This is a genomic window from Brevibacillus halotolerans (assembly GCF_026891775.1).
In the GTDB taxonomy this organism is placed as follows: domain Bacteria; phylum Bacillota; class Bacilli; order Brevibacillales; family Brevibacillaceae; genus Brevibacillus_B; species Brevibacillus_B halotolerans.
This window is the reverse complement of record NZ_JAPTNK010000001.1, coordinates 209991-229123: the sequence shown is the minus strand read 5'-3', so window position 1 is coordinate 229123 and position 19133 is coordinate 209991. Positions and strand designations below refer to the sequence as shown.

10 protein-coding genes and 2 pseudogenes are annotated in these 19133 nt (G+C 40.2%); 1 reads left to right on the top strand and 11 read right to left on the bottom strand.

All coding sequences use genetic code 11. The features are described 5' to 3' along the window. Window position 1: 1 nt before the first annotated feature. From O0550_RS01135 to treP, 4 genes are all read right to left on the bottom strand, one after another. Window positions 2–1927, bottom strand: a complete 1926-nt coding sequence (locus O0550_RS01135) for a non-ribosomal peptide synthetase (RefSeq protein ID WP_258425473.1) — start codon at window positions 1925–1927, stop codon at window positions 2–4. A 688-nt stretch (window positions 1928–2615) separates the two neighbouring features. Then, window positions 2616–4814: a DNA topoisomerase III gene (locus O0550_RS01130; protein ID WP_258425472.1), complete on the bottom strand. Its 2199-nt coding sequence runs from the start codon at window positions 4812–4814 to the stop codon at window positions 2616–2618. A gap of 175 nt (window positions 4815–4989) precedes the next feature. Continuing rightward, window positions 4990–6669: an alpha,alpha-phosphotrehalase gene (gene treC / locus O0550_RS01125; protein WP_258425471.1), complete on the bottom strand. Its 1680-nt coding sequence runs from the start codon at window positions 6667–6669 to the stop codon at window positions 4990–4992. Between the two features lie 75 nt (window positions 6670–6744). Further along, a complete protein-coding gene (treP, locus tag O0550_RS01120) occupies window positions 6745–8187 on the bottom strand; it encodes a PTS system trehalose-specific EIIBC component (protein ID WP_258425470.1) in 1443 nt (480 codons plus the stop codon). A gap of 414 nt (window positions 8188–8601) precedes the next feature. Between treP and O0550_RS01115 the strand changes: the two are divergent. After that, window positions 8602–9016: pseudogene (locus O0550_RS01115) on the top strand (bleomycin resistance protein). A gap of 85 nt (window positions 9017–9101) precedes the next feature. Here O0550_RS01115 and treR read toward each other — a convergent pair. From treR to O0550_RS01080, 7 genes and pseudogenes are all read right to left on the bottom strand, one after another. Beyond that, window positions 9102–9812 carry a trehalose operon repressor gene (treR, locus tag O0550_RS01110; RefSeq protein WP_003335211.1) on the bottom strand — a complete coding sequence of 237 codons (711 nt, stop codon included), beginning with the start codon at window positions 9810–9812 and terminating at the stop codon, window positions 9102–9104. 400 nt (window positions 9813–10212) lie between these two features. Further along, the gene (locus tag O0550_RS01105; protein ID WP_035317857.1) at window positions 10213–11682 is read right to left on the bottom strand and encodes a lytic polysaccharide monooxygenase; all 1470 of its coding nucleotides are present in this window, start codon (window positions 11680–11682) and stop codon (window positions 10213–10215) included. Window positions 11683–12039: 357 nt separating this feature from the next. Next, window positions 12040–12729 (bottom strand): annotated as a pseudogene (locus tag O0550_RS01100) (lytic polysaccharide monooxygenase); the annotation flags it as partial. Between the two features lie 612 nt (window positions 12730–13341). Continuing rightward, window positions 13342–14955: a helix-turn-helix domain-containing protein gene (locus O0550_RS01095; RefSeq protein WP_258425469.1), complete on the bottom strand. Its 1614-nt coding sequence runs from the start codon at window positions 14953–14955 to the stop codon at window positions 13342–13344. A 105-nt stretch (window positions 14956–15060) separates the two neighbouring features. Then, entirely contained in the window at window positions 15061–16080 is a 1020-nt protein-coding gene (locus O0550_RS01090; RefSeq protein ID WP_258425468.1) for an ABC transporter substrate-binding protein, read from the bottom strand. Window positions 16081–16389: 309 nt separating this feature from the next. Then, window positions 16390–17343 (bottom strand): L-threonine 3-dehydrogenase, encoded by a 954-nt coding sequence (locus O0550_RS01085; RefSeq protein ID WP_101667523.1) that lies wholly within the window; start codon window positions 17341–17343, stop codon window positions 16390–16392. A 45-nt stretch (window positions 17344–17388) separates the two neighbouring features. Beyond that, window positions 17389–18579: a glycine C-acetyltransferase gene (locus O0550_RS01080; protein ID WP_258425467.1), complete on the bottom strand. Its 1191-nt coding sequence runs from the start codon at window positions 18577–18579 to the stop codon at window positions 17389–17391. Window positions 18580–19133: the final 554 nt, after the last annotated feature.

Sequence of the window (19133 nt, the reverse complement as noted above, 5' to 3'; positions counted from 1 at the left end):
ACTATTTCTCACTTCCCAAAATTTTCTCTTTTAAACGGTCCAATTCCTGAAGTTTCAACAGTTTTTGATTGCTAGATTGCTTGCCTTGTTCACCGATTTGCTGTCCCATTCCTCTAATGGTTCCATGCTTATACAAATCTCCAATTTGGAAACTTATCTGAAACTCTTTATTTATAGCATGCAATAGCTTAATCGCTTTGATGGAATCGCCACCTAGAGCAAAATAATTATCGTCTATGCTGATCGGTTGCATTCCAATATTTTCTTCCCATATGTGGACTAATTGCTTTTCTGTAGGTGTTTGTGGAGCTACATAAGCTTCTGTAGGGCTTTCTTGAAGTGATGGTTCTATTTTACGAAGTGATTCTTTATCAATTTTTCCATTTGGCGTAACAGGCATTTGCGACACAAAAATGAAATGAGCCGGAATCATATAAGAGGGTAATGTTGTAGTAAGTTGATTACGAAGATCTGCTGCTGCCAAATCTTCCGTAGATGTTAAATAGGCATGTAATTGTGGTTGTGCATCTTTATCATTTGTAACTAAAACTACTGCTTCTTTAATCCCTTTTTGCTTCAATAGCTCGGCTTCTATTTCTCCGAGTTCAATGCGATAGCCTCTGATTTTTACCTGATGGTCAATCCTGCCTAAGTATTCTAGCTCTCCTTCAGGTAGCCATCTAGCTAGGTCTCCTGTGCGATACATTCTTTCTTCAGAGACAAACGGGTTATCCATAAACCGTTCTTCCGTCAATTCAGGTTTGTTTAAATAACCGCGGGCTACTCCCTTGCCGCTCACATACAGTTCACCTTTCACTCCAATTGGAGCTAGGTTTCTCTTGGAATCTAAAACATAGGTTCTAAGCGTTGGGATAGGCTTTCCGATATTGCTAACTGTGCTGTCCATATCATGTAATTGAAACTCCTTATAAGTCACATGAACAGTTGTTTCTGTAATACCGTACATATTAATCAAGGCTGTATTTGGATATTTTTGTTTCCATGCCTTCAACTGTGATGGCGTCAACGCTTCTCCACCAAAAATGATTTTACGAATCGATAGATTGCTGTCTGAGTGCTGCATCTCTTCAGACGAGAGCTGATAAAAAGCTGTAGGGGTTTGATTTAAAATCGTAACCTTTTGCTCCTGAAGTAAATTTCGGAAGGCCTGAGGATCTCTAGCTATCTCAAAAGAGACGAGAACGATTTTTCCTCCATACAGTAAAGCCCCATACATCTCCCAAACAGAGAAGTCAAAACAGAACGAATGGAAAACGGTCCAGACATCATCACTAGTAAAATCAAATAGGTTTCTGTCATTAAATAGCAAGCGAATGACATTTCGATGTTCAATCATAACCCCTTTTGGTTTACCAGTAGAACCTGATGTATAGATAATATAGGCCAAATCTTCAGGCTTATTTACATGCTCTAGATCAGATGTCTCTTCGTTTAAAAGGGAGCTATCGTGCAAGAGGATCAGCTCTGCATTACAGCCTTCCGGAACCATCTCTCTATGTTCTGCTAAGACAATTTTGGTCTGGCTATCATTGATCATATAAAGAATACGTTCTGTAGGGTATGTAGGATCAATAGGCATATAAGCAGCCCCAGCCTTTAATACGCCGAGAATGGAAATAAGCATGTCCATGTTGCGATCTGCTAGAATTCCAACGATCTCATCTGGAGCAACTCCATGCTTCCGTAAGCTATGTGCTACTTGATTGGCTCGTTCATTCATTTCTTTATACGTCATACTTTGTTCATTAAAAATTACCGCAGTTTGATTCGGTCTTTCTTGGACTTGCTTTTCAAACAGCCCATGAATGGTCATCTCCTGAGGAAAATTAGCGTCCGTATCATTGAATTGATTCAATAACTTATGCTTTTCTGTTTCACCCAAAAAATTTAATGTAGATAAATCCATCAGGACCACCTCTTTGTCTTTTAAAATAAAAAAACGAAAAATTTCGAATCATATGTAGCTGATCTTCCTTCTAACAGGTAACGATTTGCTCACATCATCGCTAACATTTATGCTAGTAAATATGCGACAAATAATTGCATTATAATACATAAAATTACAGGTTTATTTTTCAATACTACCAATAATGGACATTTTCTTCAATATTTTTCTATCACATTTTATTATTATGTTTTTATTATGTAAAAATAATGATTTTGTTTTCTGTGAATTAGTAACAATGTTATTTACCGATCAAATTATTGTTATTTTTTCGATTCGTTACTGTTTTTTATTAGACTAAAAAAAGAAGGCGTTATCAAATCGTAAAAATAGCCGTAAAAGCTCGTATCTATAGTCTTCTTGTATAGTAAACAGCGTTCTCGATTCTGTATTTACCAAGATATAAAAACATTTACATTTTATGGAATATAACAATCTCATTTTTGCTTTCATTTATGGATAAAGTAAATAGATGCACTTCTTTCAAAATCTCTTAACATAAAAATAATAAATTCTAAAATTTTCTTCAGATTTTGTTAATTCCTTTTTTCCATATAGAAAAGAGAAGCTAAAATAGACGCCCTTTCTCTTAGCTAATAAAGAGAGCGGGCGCCTTATTTTCGAGCCTATCTTTTCTATATAAAATGACTTACTGATCTAGCTTAAAATTCTTTAATGCCTCCATCAAGGCTGGATTACCTAAGCTTTCTTGATCTCGTTGCTGATTTTTCATATACTGTGCTACATCTCGTTTCGAAACATTTGTCTGTTTCTCCTTGCTACGTCTGTCGTTAAACGTCGATAGTTTTTCACGATGTCCGCATTTGCATACGAATATCTTTCCTTCTCCTTCCCCACGCATCTCCATCTTCTTTCGACATTGTGGGCATCTGGCATTTGTAACCTTGGATACGGCCTTACGGTGACCGCACTCACGATCCTGACAAACTAACATTTTTCCTTTTTTCCCATTTACTTCAAGCATCAACTTTCCACAATCCGGGCATTTGGAGCGAGTCAGATTGTCATGCCGAAATTTTTGCTCACTAAATTTGATCTGTTGAACGATTTGCTCTGCATACTTCTTCATTTCCTGTATGAAGCTGTTTTTAGCCAGACTTCCTTTCGAGATCGCTCCAAGCTTCACTTCCCATTCAGCAGTAAGAGCCGGTGAGCGAAGTCCTTCTGGTACAAGCTCAAGTAATTGCTTTCCTTTAGAAGTAATATGAATATGCTTGCCGCGCTTTTCAATGAGGAAGCTATTAAATAATTTTTCAATAATATCGGCGCGAGTAGCAACAGTTCCTAATCCACCTGTCTCACCTAATGTTTTAGCTAGCTGCTTATCAACCTGTCCCATATAACGGACAGGATTCTCCATAGCTGAAAGGAGTGTAGCCTCCGTAAATGGCTCTGGAGGTTTTGTTTCCCCTTTTGTAAAAGAAACGGTTTGTACAGATAGTTGCTCACCTTGTACAAGCTTTGGTAAAAGCTGTTCTTTTAATCCATCTCCTTGATCCTCTTCATCAAAGTGGTTATCATAAATTTCCTTCCAGCCCTGATGCGTTATCGTCTTCCCTTTTGCTAGAAATTCCTCGTTGCCAATTCGGGCACGAATACTAATTTGTTCATATTCAAAAGGCGGATATAGCACAGCCAGAAAGCGTTTAACCACAAGGTCATAAATTTTACGTTCCCTATCGCTAAGCTTATTCATCATTACAGATTGCTCAGTTGGAATAATCGCATGGTGATCAGATACCTTGCTATTATCCACTACATGTTTACCAGCTCGAATCGGTTGCTTTAACAGCTTAGCTGCAAACGGAGTGTATGGCTTAACAGATATCGCTCTCAATCGATCAGGTAATGTTTCGACAATATCTGATGTCAAATAGCGAGAATCTGTCCGCGGGTATGTGAGTACCTTATGTGTTTCGTACAGCCCTTGCATAATGGAGAGGGTTTCCTTTGCCGAAAAACCAAAACGCTTATTCGCATCACGTTGTAGCTCAGTTAGATCGTATAAAGCTGGGGCGAAGCTTTTCTTGTCAGCCTTCTTGATATCAATAATTTCTGCTTGCTTGTTTTTACTGCTTTCGACAATTTTCTCAGCCTTCTCCTTGGTAAATGTCTTCATATCTTTGGTTTGCTGATCCTGCCACGTAAGCTTTAATCCATTACCTGTGATCACTTGAACACCATAATAGGGGCGAGGAACGAACCTTTGAATCTCCTCCTCACGTTTGGCAATCATTGCCACTGTAGGAGTTTGTACACGTCCGCAGGAGAGCTGGGCATTATGCTTCGTTGTAAGAGCACGAGTGGCATTGATCCCGACAAACCAGTCAGCTTCAGCGCGAGCTACAGCAGAAGCATAGAGATTCTCGTATTCCTTGCCATCTCGCAGCTTTCTGAAGCCATCACTGATTGCTTTATCAGTCACAGAGGAAATCCATAGTCGTTTAATAGGCTTTTTCACATGTGCCTTTTCTAAAATCCATCGCGCCACCAGCTCACCTTCACGACCAGCATCAGTAGCAATAATCACTTCTGAAATATCCTGACGCGCTAATAATTTTTTTACAATCTGATATTGCTTGGAGCTCTGTCTGATGACAGTTAATTGCAGGCGAGACGGCAACAGCGGTAAATCCTCCAGCTTCCAAGCTTTATATGTCTCTCCATAGGCTTCAGGATCAGCCAACGTAACCAGATGGCCAAATGCCCAGGTTACTACATATTTGTCGCCTTCAAGGTACCCATTTCCCTGTTTGGTACATTTCAAGACTCTGGCGATATCTTTACCCACTGAGGGTTTCTCTGCTAAAACAATCTTTTTACCCATGTTGTCATCCTCTCAAAACCGGATTCTATCGGTTGAACATGACGATCTTATTATGTCAACCACTCTCCTTCTTATGATACCGCTGTATGGCTGTGAGTACAAATAGAAACAAAAAAACAAAATGCCCATTTCCCGATCCGAAGCTGGGAGGTGGGCATTCTGTTTTTCTAAGCTGTTATTTTATTACAATAGCAAGCGACTCATATGGACGCAATGTAAATTTGTCCAATGTTGCCGGCACATCAGGATAGTTGGTCAGAATAACCTCCATATGTGCTTTTTGAGCTATTTCCTTCGGCAGTACAAATTCTGTTGGCTCTGCGTAAAAATTATTAACTACGACTAGCGACTCAGCACCATATTGGCGTACATAGGCATAAATCTGAGGATGCTCTGGATACAGCATTGTAAAATCGCCGTATGCAATAACATCATGCTTTTTGCGTAACTGGATCAATTTTTGATAGTGATACCAGATGGAATCCTGATCTTCTTGCGCTCGCTGCGCATTGATAGATGGATAATTATTAGCTACATGAATCCAAGGAGTACCTGCCGTGAATCCGCCGTTAGGAGCGTCCATCCATTGCATTGGTGTACGTGAATTATCTCTGGATTTTTGTTTGATCGCCTTCATAATCTCCTGCTCAGAGATGCCTGTCTCCTGAAGCAAATGGTAGGCATTAATCGTTTCTACATCACGGTATTCCTCAATACGAGAAAAACCAGGATCAGTCATACCAAACTCTTCCCCCTGATAAATATAGGGAGTACCTTGCATAAAATGAAGAGCCGTACCCAGCATTTTTGCAGATTCCTTATGATACTTCTGATCATCTCCAAAGCGAGTAACTACACGCGGTTGATCGTGATTGCACCAGAACAAAGCATTCCAGCCTTCACCTGCTTGCATTCCAACCTGCCATTCATTGAGAATGCTCTTTAATTTTCCAAAATCAAACTCACCTGCAGCCCACTTTTGTCCGCTCGGATAGTCGACCTTCAAATGATGAAAATTAAAGACCATGCTTAGCTCTTTTTCGTCTGGATTGGTATAGCGAATACAATTATCAATCGTTGTAGACGACATCTCTCCTACAGTTAAGATCTGAGGATAATGAGAAAACACCTGCTCATTCATTTCTTTTAAATATTCATGGATGCGCGGACCATCCGTATAAAAACGTCGTCCATCCTCCATTGGGCTTTGTAGCGTATCGTTTTGGAAGCTCTGATCCTTGGAAATTACATTAATAACATCTAAGCGGAAACCATCCACGCCTTTTTTCAGCCAAAAATGCATCATATCATAAATTTCGCGTCGTAACGTCGGGTTCTCCCAGTTCAAATCAGCTTGCGTTACATCATACAAATGCAAGTAATATTGCCCTGTTTGCTCATCCCATTCCCAAGCGTTTCCACCAAATTTAGACTGCCAGTTCGTAGGTGGATTGCCATCCACACCATCTTTCCAAATGTAATAGTCGCGATACGGATTATCTTTGGAAGACCTTGCTTGTTTAAACCATTCATGCTCAATTGATGTATGGTTCACAACGATATCCATAATCAGCTTTATATTGCGCTGATGAGCCTCATGCAACAAATCCTCAAAGGACTCCATAGTTCCGTACTCCGGATTGATCGTATAGTAATCACTGATATCGTAGCCATTATCTTTTTGAGGGGACGCATAAATAGGAGTTAACCAGATTACATCCACACCTAATTGCTTTAAATAATCTAATTGGCGAGTGATTCCTGCCAAATCTCCGATACCGTTTCCTGTTGTATCAAGAAAGCTTTTCGGATAAATCTGATACACGACTGCTTTCTTCCACCATGTTTTCTGCATTGCTTACACCACCATTTTTTGTAAAGACTTAATCTAGTTGTATGTGCATGACTTACGCGTCATAAATGTTAGTTGTTATGCTACAGACTTTGTCTCTTGCTCTTCTGCCTTTTTGCTACGCATTTTGCCAAAGATAATAGTAAGGACAAAAGGTATAACTAAAGCGATTGCCATTCCGACAAAGAACGGTAACCAATTTTGTGGGAAGATGGACAAGAAGCCCGGTAAACCACCCACACCAATCGAAGCGGCTTTCACCTTATTTATTGTAATAAATATAGCACCGAGTGCAGATCCAATCATTGCGGCATAAAATGGATAACGCATCCGTAGATTTACCCCGAACATAGCTGGTTCTGTAATTCCTAAGAAAGCAGAAATCGCTGATGTAAGTGATAAGCCCTTGCCTTTTTCATCGCGAATCAAAAACATCGTAGCTAATGAAGCAGAGCCTTGAGCAATATTAGAAAGCACTAAAATCGGCCATAAGAAGGTTCCGCCTACACTTGCAATCAATTGTAAATCTACTGCTAGGAAGGTATGATGCATACCAGTTACAACCAGCAAGGCATAGAAACCACCATAAATGAAACCGCCAACCGCTGCAAAATTATCAAAAATACTTACAAAGGCATTCGTAATAAAAGTTCCGACTGAGAAGGTTAATGGCCCAATCACGACAAATGATAGGAAACCTGTCACTAACAATGTTACTGGAGCTACTAATAATAGCTTGAAAGCGTCTGGTACACGCTTATTCATGAATTGTTCTATCTTCGCTAAACAAAACGCTGAAACCAGAACAGGTAACACTTGACCTTGATACCCAATTTTTTCAACACTTAGTCCAAATAAATTCCAGTATGGCACTGTACCTTTAGCAACTGCATCTCCATATCCCCAAGCATTTAATAAATCAGGGTGGATCAGCATTAACCCAAGTACCATTCCAAGAAGCTCACTGCCGCCAAAACGTTTAGCAGCAGACCAACCGATTAAGGCAGGCAAGAACACGAAGGATGTATTGGCAATAAGATTAATGATATCTGCTAGGTCCTTCCATTGACCATATACCTGAATAAGCGATTGGTCTGGGAAAAATATCCCTTTCCCTGTCAAAACATTATTTATCCCCATTAGCAAACCAGCGGTCACAATTGCTGGTAGAATTGGGATGAAAATATCAGCTAATGTTTTAATTGCTCGTTGTAGCGGATTTAATTTTTTTTCCGTAGCATCCTTTAGCTCCTGCTTGGAAGCCTTTTCTAAACTAGTAAGCTCTAATAAATGAGCATAAGCCTTTTCAACAAGACCAGGACCAATTACAACCTGAAACTGTCCATTCGCTGAAAAGGAGCCTTTTACTAGATCATTATTATCTAGCTCTTCCTTCTGGACCTTCTCCTCATCCAGCAAAGCAAGGCGTAAGCGCGTTACACAATGTGAAGCGGTTACAATATTGTCCTTACCGCCTAGCGCTTCAACGATCTCCTCCACGGACTTTTTGCTAACACTCATAGATGTACCTCCCCTTGGAATCGCTTTCATCCTTATTTGTTGATCTTAGTATAACTTGTATAGACAAGTTTGTAAACACTTGTTTATACAAGTTATACTAGACAAATTATTCTAAAGTACCGAGCGGAAATGCCCATCCCTGCATTATCAAGACAACACTACATCTAGCATGCAGACTCAAAAACACCCTGCTCCGCTTTAACCCGCTAAAAAACCAGCTACTGATCAGGCACTAAAAATCTCATGATATCTACTGACTGATACTGCTTTGAAAGTGATACTAAAGCGTTCTCTTTTTTATTTTTAAAAAAATAGAATTAACGATGTAAATTCGCGAAATCTATAAATCTTACAATCGGGATTGTTCGAAAAGAAGCCATATGCAGCATATGAATAGGAAGTTTACTCCTATGAATGAGGGAAGGCATTCCCGCATTGCCTATAACAGATATGAGGAAAAGCGAGGATTTTTATCGTGATAAACTTGGTTTTACCGTCATTTATCACGAAGGAGGATTCATTATTATGAAATATCATCATGTTGAGATTCAGCTTTGGATAGCCAGTGATGAGAGCTGGCGTAATCGAAATGATCTCGCTGATTGTTTCGGGTGCAGAATCGTTTTTTGCAGGTACAGCCAGCTGCCGAATCAGAGTGGAAAATATTGATGAGCTTTATCAGCGTATTCAACCGCTGGATATCCTGCATTCCAAGGGTCAGTTAAAAGAGCAGCCGTGGGGTGATCGTGATTTCAGCGTACTAGACCCGGACAATAACCTCATTACGTTGTTTGAACCCTTAAACATCAATAAGCAAAGGAAGTCATAGCCTATGTTTTATATAACAGGGCTGCCCAATAGAGGCATGAATTGTTCCTACATTATCTAGCTACTGCTTCACGTAAACGATTATTTCATCGCCTACGTGCAAAATCAGTAAACACAAATCGATCTGGACGATGTCGCGACTCTGTATACTCAAATATCGTACCGTCATATAAATGCACATAGTTGCGAACGACCACAACAAATCCAAATGCTTTCATATCCAGATACTCTCGATCTTTTCCTGTTGCTTGCTCTACTTGAATTACTCTTTGCGCAAACCCAATTTTTAATTCCAAATCATTCTCTATATAATCGTAAATAGATTTTTCAGCGATTTCAGGAGTCAAGCCTGCACACTTTTCTTTGCTAAAATAGTTGATATCCAATATGACCCTTTCTCCATCCAGCTTTCTTACCCGATATAAATGATAAACGTCTATACCATTTGGAAGATGAGTTTTTTGTTCCAGTTTTTTATCAATAACCAGCTCTGTAAAAAATGGCACCGTTGTCGAAAAGACCACTCCGCTATTTTCGTTAGCTTCTTTAAAGCTAACTAATCCACCAAAGGAAAAGCTAATTGTATTTTGATCTAATACAAAGACGCCCTTCCCATGCATGCTGTTCACAAGCCCTTCTTCTGCCAGCATATCTAAAGCACGGCGAATCGTGCCCCTACTAGTCTCAAACTTTTTACAAAAATCATTTTCAGAAGGTAATTTTTCCCCTGGTGGATACACTCCTTCAATAATTCCCTGTCTAATCTCTTCATAAATAGCAAGATATCTTCTGTTCATTATCCGTTCCTCCGTGTATCAATAGCCCTATCAATGCTTTATCTGTCTATATTCTCTATACCATACTACCAGAAGTTGTTAGGGATGAAAAAGAAATGGACGTAAATGAAAAAATCGGCTACTGAAAATGATCTTTGTTTCTAAGATGATAGATATTTTTCAAGAATAGAAAAATATCTGTATTTTCTTTATAATGTACAAACCAGAAAGAAAAGCAGAGGGCTAACTATGTCGACATCTAAATGAAAAGTGGGGATTATTGGGGAAAGTGCAGATCAAGGAACCCGTGTAAGCATTCTCCCCTAGTAAGCCTTAGCTTAGTAAATAAAAAAAGGGACCATTCAAAAATGCTGCTGAATGGTCCCTTTTTTCTAATCCTATCTGTTACTGCTCCGGTTACTTACTGTACAAGTGTCCATACGGATGATGTACTAGGCTCTTCACCTTTTGTCCACCATTTTGCTTGGTAGGTTTTACCCTCGTAGGATACTTTTGCTCCACCTTGGTAGGCTTTGTCGCTGTTCCATTTTTGTATAGCATCGCCCACCTGCTTCCATACATCAGTGCTGTCGGGACGGTCGCCGCGAGTCCACCATTGAGCCTCATATTCTACGCCCTCATATATCACTCGATCACCAGTATTATAAACGTTGTCTTTATTCCATGTGTCACCGGTGTTCCCAGTCTGCTCTTTTTCGGTACGCACTGTTACTTTTTGTGAGAAATCAGATTTATTACCTGCATGGTCAACAGCTACTACCATATAAGAATAGGTTGTGTCAGCCTTCAAATCTTTGTCTGTAAAGCTTGTTTCTGTAGTCGTCCCTACTTGTCGGCCATCACGGTACACTTCATAGGCGTGAATCCCATGGGGAGCTGTGGAAGCTGTCCAACTCAACTCAATTGTAGATGTAGTTTTGGCTGAAGATACTAGATTACCTGGTGCAGTTGGCAATTCTACTTGTTCGTCTTCTTTACTAGTTCTAACTGTGAATGGCTTGGACATTTCAGATTTATTTCCAGCGAAATCAATGGATCGAACCGTATATGTGTAAGCCGTATCGAGCGTCAATTCCTTATCTTCAAAATATGCCTGGCTAGTCTTACCTGCTAGACTACCATTGCGATATACTTCATATTCTTTGATACCTTCAGAGGCTGTCGATGCTGACCAGCGCAATTCAATACTTGTTGTTGTCTGTCCTGGAGAAGTCAGGTTACTAGGAATTGTCGGCAATTGTACCTCTGGTTCTGTTGGGTTACCATCGTTTTTCAAATTAACGTCGATTGCTTGATAAAAAGCATTCCCTGTGTCAGCGATTTCCCACACACCAAGGATGATATGGTAGCCACTGCGATCGGTCGGAACATTAACAACATGAGACACTGATTTAGGGGGAACCTTGCCACCATCGTTAAATGTAGCAATGAGTTCAAGATCGTTGCGTCCTAATGGCTTGTTGGGATTCCAATCTTTTTTCGTTATATAATATTTCCAGTCACCTGTAGAATGTGGAGCGGTTAAATACCACGTAAAAGTATTTTTTCCACCTTCCATGTCCACTTTTTTCCATCTACTATCGGTTTGGACAAAGAGTTCCTTATATTTTCCTGCTCCTGTAATCTCCCCATCTTTAGGTCCAGATTGTGGGAAATTACCTACTCCCTCTACACTTTGCGGTTCATATTGAATTTGACCGCAACCAACGTTTTGTCCTTGCTTACAAAGTAAAGCCCTGCTCGTAGGTGATTCAATGTAACCATGTGCTGACGCGCTGCCTGCAAATACCATCGTACCAGCCATAGCGGCCAGCGTTATTCCAAAAGCTATAGAGCTTTTCCCAAAAACTGTTTTCCATTGCAAAGTCATTCTGTCTACCTCCTAGTATGTGATTTTCTAGGTTATACGAAATACTTTGTAACATTTGTTATTTTATTAAAATTGGTAGCAGATTAGATAGATTCTTTACGACTGAATTATCACATTACAATAGTCATATTTTTAAATCTACTAATTTTTAAAAGTAAAAGATTTGATTATGATAAAATCCAGTAAAATGATGGAAACGGCGATCCTTTCCTGTATGTATTTTCTATGTAACTTTTTTTAGGATGAAAGAACTAGATTTATGTTATTATTACATTATTTTTTCTGCATAGGTTTTTTGACTCAAAAAAGCCGAATAATAGGCGTTTTAGTGACACCTATTATTCGGTCTATAATGAATCAGTATAGCGCCCGTTGATCACCAGCAAACCAGTGGGCACGCGGCAGAATACTTCCCTGTTTCATTTGTTGTATCGTAGAAAAGATAGGACTTACCTTTTCCATTTGAGGAGCTTGTGGTGCTATAGCAGTCTTGCTTACATCGATCGAGACTTGCTCAGTAGCAGCGCTTTTGACCAGATTAACGTCTATCACTTGATAAAAAGCATTCGTGGTATCCGCAATCTCCCACACAGCCAGAATAAGATGATAACCACTGTGATCAGTTGGTACATTGCAGGTATGAGTCACCGTTGTACCTGGTCTGTTTCCACCATCGTAATAGTAGCAAAACGGAACTACGTCTAAGTCGGAGCGAGCAAGTGGTTTATTGGGATTCCAGCCATTTTTCGTAATGTAATACTTCCACTCCCTTGTGCTATGCGATGCTGTCAATCTCCACTTAAACGTATTTTCCCCACTATGCATCGTTACTTTTTTCCAACGATCAGCGGTTTGTGTATACAGCTCGGGATAGCGCCCTGCCCCTGTGATTTGTCCATCCGGTGGGCCAGACTGTGGAAAGGACCCTTCTCCTTCTACACTCTGAGGCTCATACTGAATGGGACCACAATTCATGTTTTTGCCTTGTTTACACATATAAGCCCGACTTGTAGGTGATTCCACATAGCCGTGAGCTGATACACGTTCAGCAATAAACATAGCCCCTGCTATCATTACTACTAGCAGTCCAAAAGCAACACATACCTTGATTGCCATCTTGCTCATGACGCACTGTTCTGTCATTTAATGACCTCCCATGATGTGGTAAAGCAAAGTTCTGACAAGACCGCCATACTCACCTCCATTTATAACATTAGTAATATTATAAAAATGGGAGCCATTATTTAGAACTTATTAAACTGTTTTTTTACAGTTCAGATGCTTTTTTTGCTATATAGTAAACTACAATTGGCTAATTATTCTGGTAACCGGGATTTCCTGGTGTTTTCGAATCCTTCGCTTTTGAGAAAAGACAATGTGCAAGAGCTCCTCTGATAGGAAGCGACACCGGCTCTTCTGTGCTGCTTCCAACGGCTGATATTGCTCCACGATTTGCTGCATGAATAGATATGCCTGGTACGGAAGGAATTCAGTCATCCAGCCACTTTGCGGCAGATTATCATGATTCTTACTATATCGTATATGTTCTTCCGTATACTCGACTAGCTGATAATACTCAAAGCCGACTTGATAAACCAGAGGAGCAATATCTCCCTTATACTGAACTGTAATTGTCTCATTCGGTCAATCTGTTTAGAATTAGTGAGCAAGCACCCTCATCACATCATCAATCTTCCTGCTATTAGCGATAACCCCATGACTCATCCATGTCATAAAATCTACCTCATACACACAGTTTTTCTGAACAGCCGGAATGGATTGCCAAATCGGATGAGATAGCTGCCTTTTTTCTGCGCCTTCACCTTCGTCATGCCATTTATCAAATGTATAGAATAGATGATCTACATCCAACTCAGAAAGGGCTTCCCATGACAAGCATCTTCGCTTAGACTCTCCTTTCACTTGGCTTACGAATGGATGTGGTTTCATTTCTAAATCTCGATATAGTACAGGCCCTGTGTAACGATAATCCACGCTGATATAATGGGCGGATACCCGCAGGAAAGCAAAGGTTTTCCCTTTTACAGAACGTGCCAACGCTTCCTTAGCCTTTGCTACCTTATTCTCGTATTGCTTGATTAACTGCTCAGCCATATTCGTTCGCCCTAGCATATCAGCTACTGTACGCAGGGTCGAACGCCAATCATCAACAGGGTGCGAAATGACACTTGTACGTGCAATCTGCCTGCATTGATCATAGATACCTGCTAAGCTTTGAACCCCTTCTCTCACCATAATAAAATCTGGTTTATAATAGGATAGCTGATGAATGTCCTGTGTCAGAACATCATGCGTCGGAATATGCTGTAGCCCAAGATAATCAAGCTTTCCCCATCCCCCATGCGACCACTGTACAATCGGAGTTACCCCTAATGCCAGTAAATAATCCTCTAAAAACAAGGAGACGATGCGAAGATCACTACGCAAATTATCCCGGTATTGTCCCGGGGCTACACCAACCATTTGTTTAAACCGACGATTAAAATAAAATTCATTGTTGAATCCAACCTGCTCTGCTATTTCATGAATTCGATCGTCTGTTTTACTGAGCAATTGTTTAGCTCTGTCTATTCGTAATGTATTTACAAAATCAAGGGGAATCTGTCCTGTCATTTCTTTGAAAATACGCGTATATTTATAACGAGCGACGTTAGCATCAGCCGCCAATTGATCTACTGTCATTGGTTCATAGTAATGCTTCCTCACATAGTCAATAGAGCGCTCCACTGCACGGCGTATGTCCACATGACTCTGAGAAGCATTTTGTTGAAACACGAAGCGGAGCAATTCCTCAAATCGTACGTGATTAGAAAACCGTTCCATATCATCGGCATCGTTGCGATGACAATATATCGCTTCTACCAAATCAAGGCATTTAGAAAAAGGAGAGCAAACTACAGCACCCAGAAAAGGAAGTGAATCATTTTTACCCTCATCTACCAGTGTCACTTTAGAAGCTGTAGGTTGAATGGACAGCTTATTGAAAGTTAACTGATACAAGCATAATGAGTCATCTACCGCTTGGATGAATAGAGATTCCCCAGGTCCAATCATAAAGCAATTCTCCCGCTCCATATGAAAGCAATCCTCTTCTATTTGGAGCCTTCCCTTTCCATCAATCACCACAATTAAGCTATAGTCGCTTGTCTCATTATCATGCTGGTGATGTCCAGCAGGGAGCGTGTCATATTGGATATCTACTAAGAGAAATACGGTGCTTGGACTACTAATCAAGCTTGCTACCTGGTTCATCATACCACTCCATTGATAATAATTCTCATTCAAAATATTATAAAACAAAAAAGAAAGTTCTTCAACATAAGCTGAAGCCCTCTCTTCTTTTAGACAGATAACCTGCTATTTCGTTTTAGCAGAAAAGAATTTCAATAAATCATCAATCTTCATCGTATTCGCTTTAATTGAGCCTGATTGCCAGTGTGTTCTTTCTAATTGATAAACATTCCCCTTCTTAACCGCAGGGAGAGCCTTCCATAATGGATCCTCTAGTAATGCAAGTGCCTGTTTATTCTCTTGTGATGTCCATGTCCCATTAGATGGGAATATAATGATATGATCAGCATGAAACTCTGGAATTTTTTCTAGTGACATAATCTCGTGAGTTTCAATCGTTTTCACAGGCTCATACGGCTCCAACCCTAAATCTTCATAAATCATTCTTGTATAGGAGTTTTTGAGGCCAAAAAGAGCTAATGATGGCTTTTCACCAACATTTAAACGAATAACCGCTACGGTCTGTCTACCTATTGATGAATTCAGTTTTTCTTTGGCATCGGCCACTTTTGTCTGGTACGCTTGCAATACACTCTCAGCCTTTTCGGGCATCCCTATTATATCTGCTACTCTTTTTAACGTTTCTACAGCATTTTTATTAATAGAATCAGGTACCCGATAAGTAGGAGCTACCTTGGAATATGCTTCATATTTCGTTGCATCTACTCCACCATCAACAATAATTAAATCAGGATTAGCTGCAAGTAAAGCTTCTATGCTGCCCGTTACATCAAATGTTGGTACATTTAGGCCCAGATAATCCTGCTTACCCCATGCTGGATGATACCACTGTACGATTGGTGTAACTCCTAATGCAACTAATGGGTCTTCTAAATAAATAGCGGCTATTCGCTTCGGATGTACCGGAATCTCGACCTCCCCAAATTCATCCTTAACCACACGTGTTTGTGATTGCTTAGCGGTTTGCGTATCTTTGGCCTGATTCTCACCTTGCTGTCCATTCTCCACGCTCTTTTGAGTCTGTGTGTCTACCTGCTGCGATTGTTTTCCGCACCCAGCAACAAGGCACATCACGACAAGCAATACAGCCATCCCAGCAATCATGTTCCAACGTGACCTTAGCATAATTATTCCCCTCTCCTACACAATTACGATTTGCCGAAAAACTTATATTTGATAACGATTATCGTTATTGCTTTTATCCAAACAAATTGTAATGGATGCCCTATGCTTTTTACAATGCACGTTCTCGATTATTTTTTATACAAACACTTGTGAATTTCCCTTATCGGTTTAACAAACGATTTTTCCTTTTTTACATAAAAACAGCAGAGGAAATTACTCCCCTGCTGTTTTTATTCACATCATTTATAAACTGTAAGCACACTACACGACTGTATAGCTGCTCTATCATGACTATTCTTTGCTTTCGCTTTAGATCCCAGCTCCCACTTGCAATTTATCCCGAAGCTTGGCAAGCATATCTGTTGTCATTTTTTCCAAGTCATATTCTGCTTGAAAACCCCACTCCGCTTTAGCGGCTGTGGCATCAATTGAGTTTGGCCAACTGTCTGCGATTCCTTGTCTGATTGGGTCTACTTGGTAGTCCATTTCAAATGTCGGAATATGCTTCTTGATTTCCCGTGCAATTTGCTCTGGCTCAAAGCTCATCGCTGTCACGTTAAAGGCGTTACGGTGTTGTAATTTAGATGCATCTGCTTCCATCAAATTGATGATAGCGTTAAGCGCATCTGGCATATACATCATATCCATGTACGTACCTTTTTGGATGTATGAGGTATAACGACCATTTTTAATTGCCTCGTAATATATTTCCACTGCATAGTCGGTTGTTCCCCCACCTGGAGGCGTTACGTAGGAAATCAGCCCTGGAAAACGTACACCGCGCGTATCTACTCCAAATTTTTGATAGTAGTAATCACACAATAATTCCCCAGAAACCTTATTTACCCCATACATGGTAACAGGACGTTGAATTGTATCCTGAGGTGTATTATCTTTTGGTGTTGTTGGTCCGAATGCACCAATTGAACTTGGCGTAAAAAATTGACAATTAAGTTCTCTTGCTACTTCAAGTGCATTTACCAACCCGCCCATATTTAAATTCCAAGCGAGCAATGGCTTTGCTTCCGCTGTCGCAGACAACAGAGCTGCCAAATGCATAATGGTATCCACTTTGTACTTTGCAGCAATATCGTGCATAGCCTTTGCATCTGTTACATCTAAAATTTCAAACGGTCCCTCTTGCCCCTCGCCCTGACGAATATCAGTGGCAATTACGGATTCTGTTCCGTATACACTTCGTAGCTTCGTGACCAATTCGGAGCCAATTTGTCCAAGCGCTCCTGTTACCATTATTCTTTTCATGTGGGTTGACCCCTTTCTTCCTGTTGTTCCTTTTGATCAGTAGGGTTAAATAATTCCCATTTCTTTTCCTACTTTTTTGTAGGTGGCCAACGCTTGATCTAGCATCTCTTTTGTATGCGCCGCAGTTGGCATATTGCGGACACGTCCGGTTCCTTTAGCAACCGTTGGGAATACAATAGCTTTTGCATAAACGCCTTCTTCATACAATCGCTTACTAAATTCCTGTGTTTTGATTTCATCACCAATAATGCAAGGTGTGATTGGAGTTTCACTGTCTCCGATATTAAAGCCAAGCTCCTTCAAGCCCTTCTTCAGGTAATTCCCATTCTCCCAAAGGCGATCATGTAATTCGGTGCTTTCTGTCAAAATATTGATGGCTTTGGTAATAGCTCCTACATCTCCTGGTGTAAGTGCAGTGGAGAATAAGAATGGTCTGCTGCGTACTTTAAGCCAATCAATCAATTCCTGTTTACCAGCTACATAGCCACCTACTACTCCAATCGCTTTGGACAGCGTTCCGATCTGGAAGTCTACTTTGTCAGATAAGCCAAAATGCTTCACTGTCCCTGCTCCCTTACCGAGAACACCTGAGCCATGTGCATCATCTACATATGTGATTAAATCGAATTCCTCAGCAATCTCTACAATTTCTGGTAGCTTGGCAATGTCTCCGTCCATCGAGAAAACACCATCTGTAATTACCATGATTTTATTGTACAGGCCGGACTCTCTCGCCTCTTTTGCTTTTTGACGAAGATCATCCATGTCAGAGTGGTTCACACGGATGATTTTAGCTTTAGATAGACGGCAGCCGTCAATAATGGATGCATGGTTTAATTCATCCGATAGAATTGCATCATTTTTATCCATCACAGCAGAAATTGCAGCCATATTACAATTAAAACCAGACTGATAAGCAATAGCCGCCTCGGTATGTTTAAATTCCGCTAGTGTTTTTTCTAATGTAATATGGATATCCAGTGTCCCGTTAATGGTACGAACGGCCCCTGCCCCAACACCATAATTTTCGATCGCTTGGTATGCTGCATCTTTCAAGCGCTGATCTGTTGCCAAACCTAGATAGTTGTTGGAAGAAAGGTTAACCAGGTTTTTGCCTTTAATGGTAATCACAGGCCCATTGGCACTCTCCAAAGGATCAATAACGTTATAAAGGCCTTTGCTTTTAAGCTCCGCTAAATTTTCTTGTAAAAACTCCTGCAATCCTCTGCTGGACATCCTTTATCCCTCCATAGGTATCTTGGTTTTTTATCTTTTCATAAATGAGATACTATCATTACATGTTGGTAAGGGAGACGGAATGATTCACTCCCTCCAGAGAAAACAAAAGTCCTCTCCGTATGTACATAACAATGTTGTATCAGCCGCAAAATCATCTTCCTATTCTAGTTTTAAAAGTACCACATGTGCCTCATAATGTCCACACAACAAACACAACATTTTTCAATATCATCTGTTAATTCATAGTAATCAGTCACTAAAAACCCTTTGATAACAAGCTTTCAACTTATAAATATTTTATCTGAATAATCAAGCAACCATCTTACCATGTTTTTCTAGGAAGAACATCTGTCTTTTTTTGTATATTGCCATCAAGGTTCCCTATATGCTTTGGATGTCTTTTTCAAAAGGACACTCTCAGTAAAACAGCAAGGCTACCGACTACGCTACTATTTCCAAAAAAACTACCCCTGATCGGCAAAAAACCCAAGTAAAGGACTCACTTGCTTGTCCAATACTTGGGTGATCGGTCAAACGAAATGCTGATATAC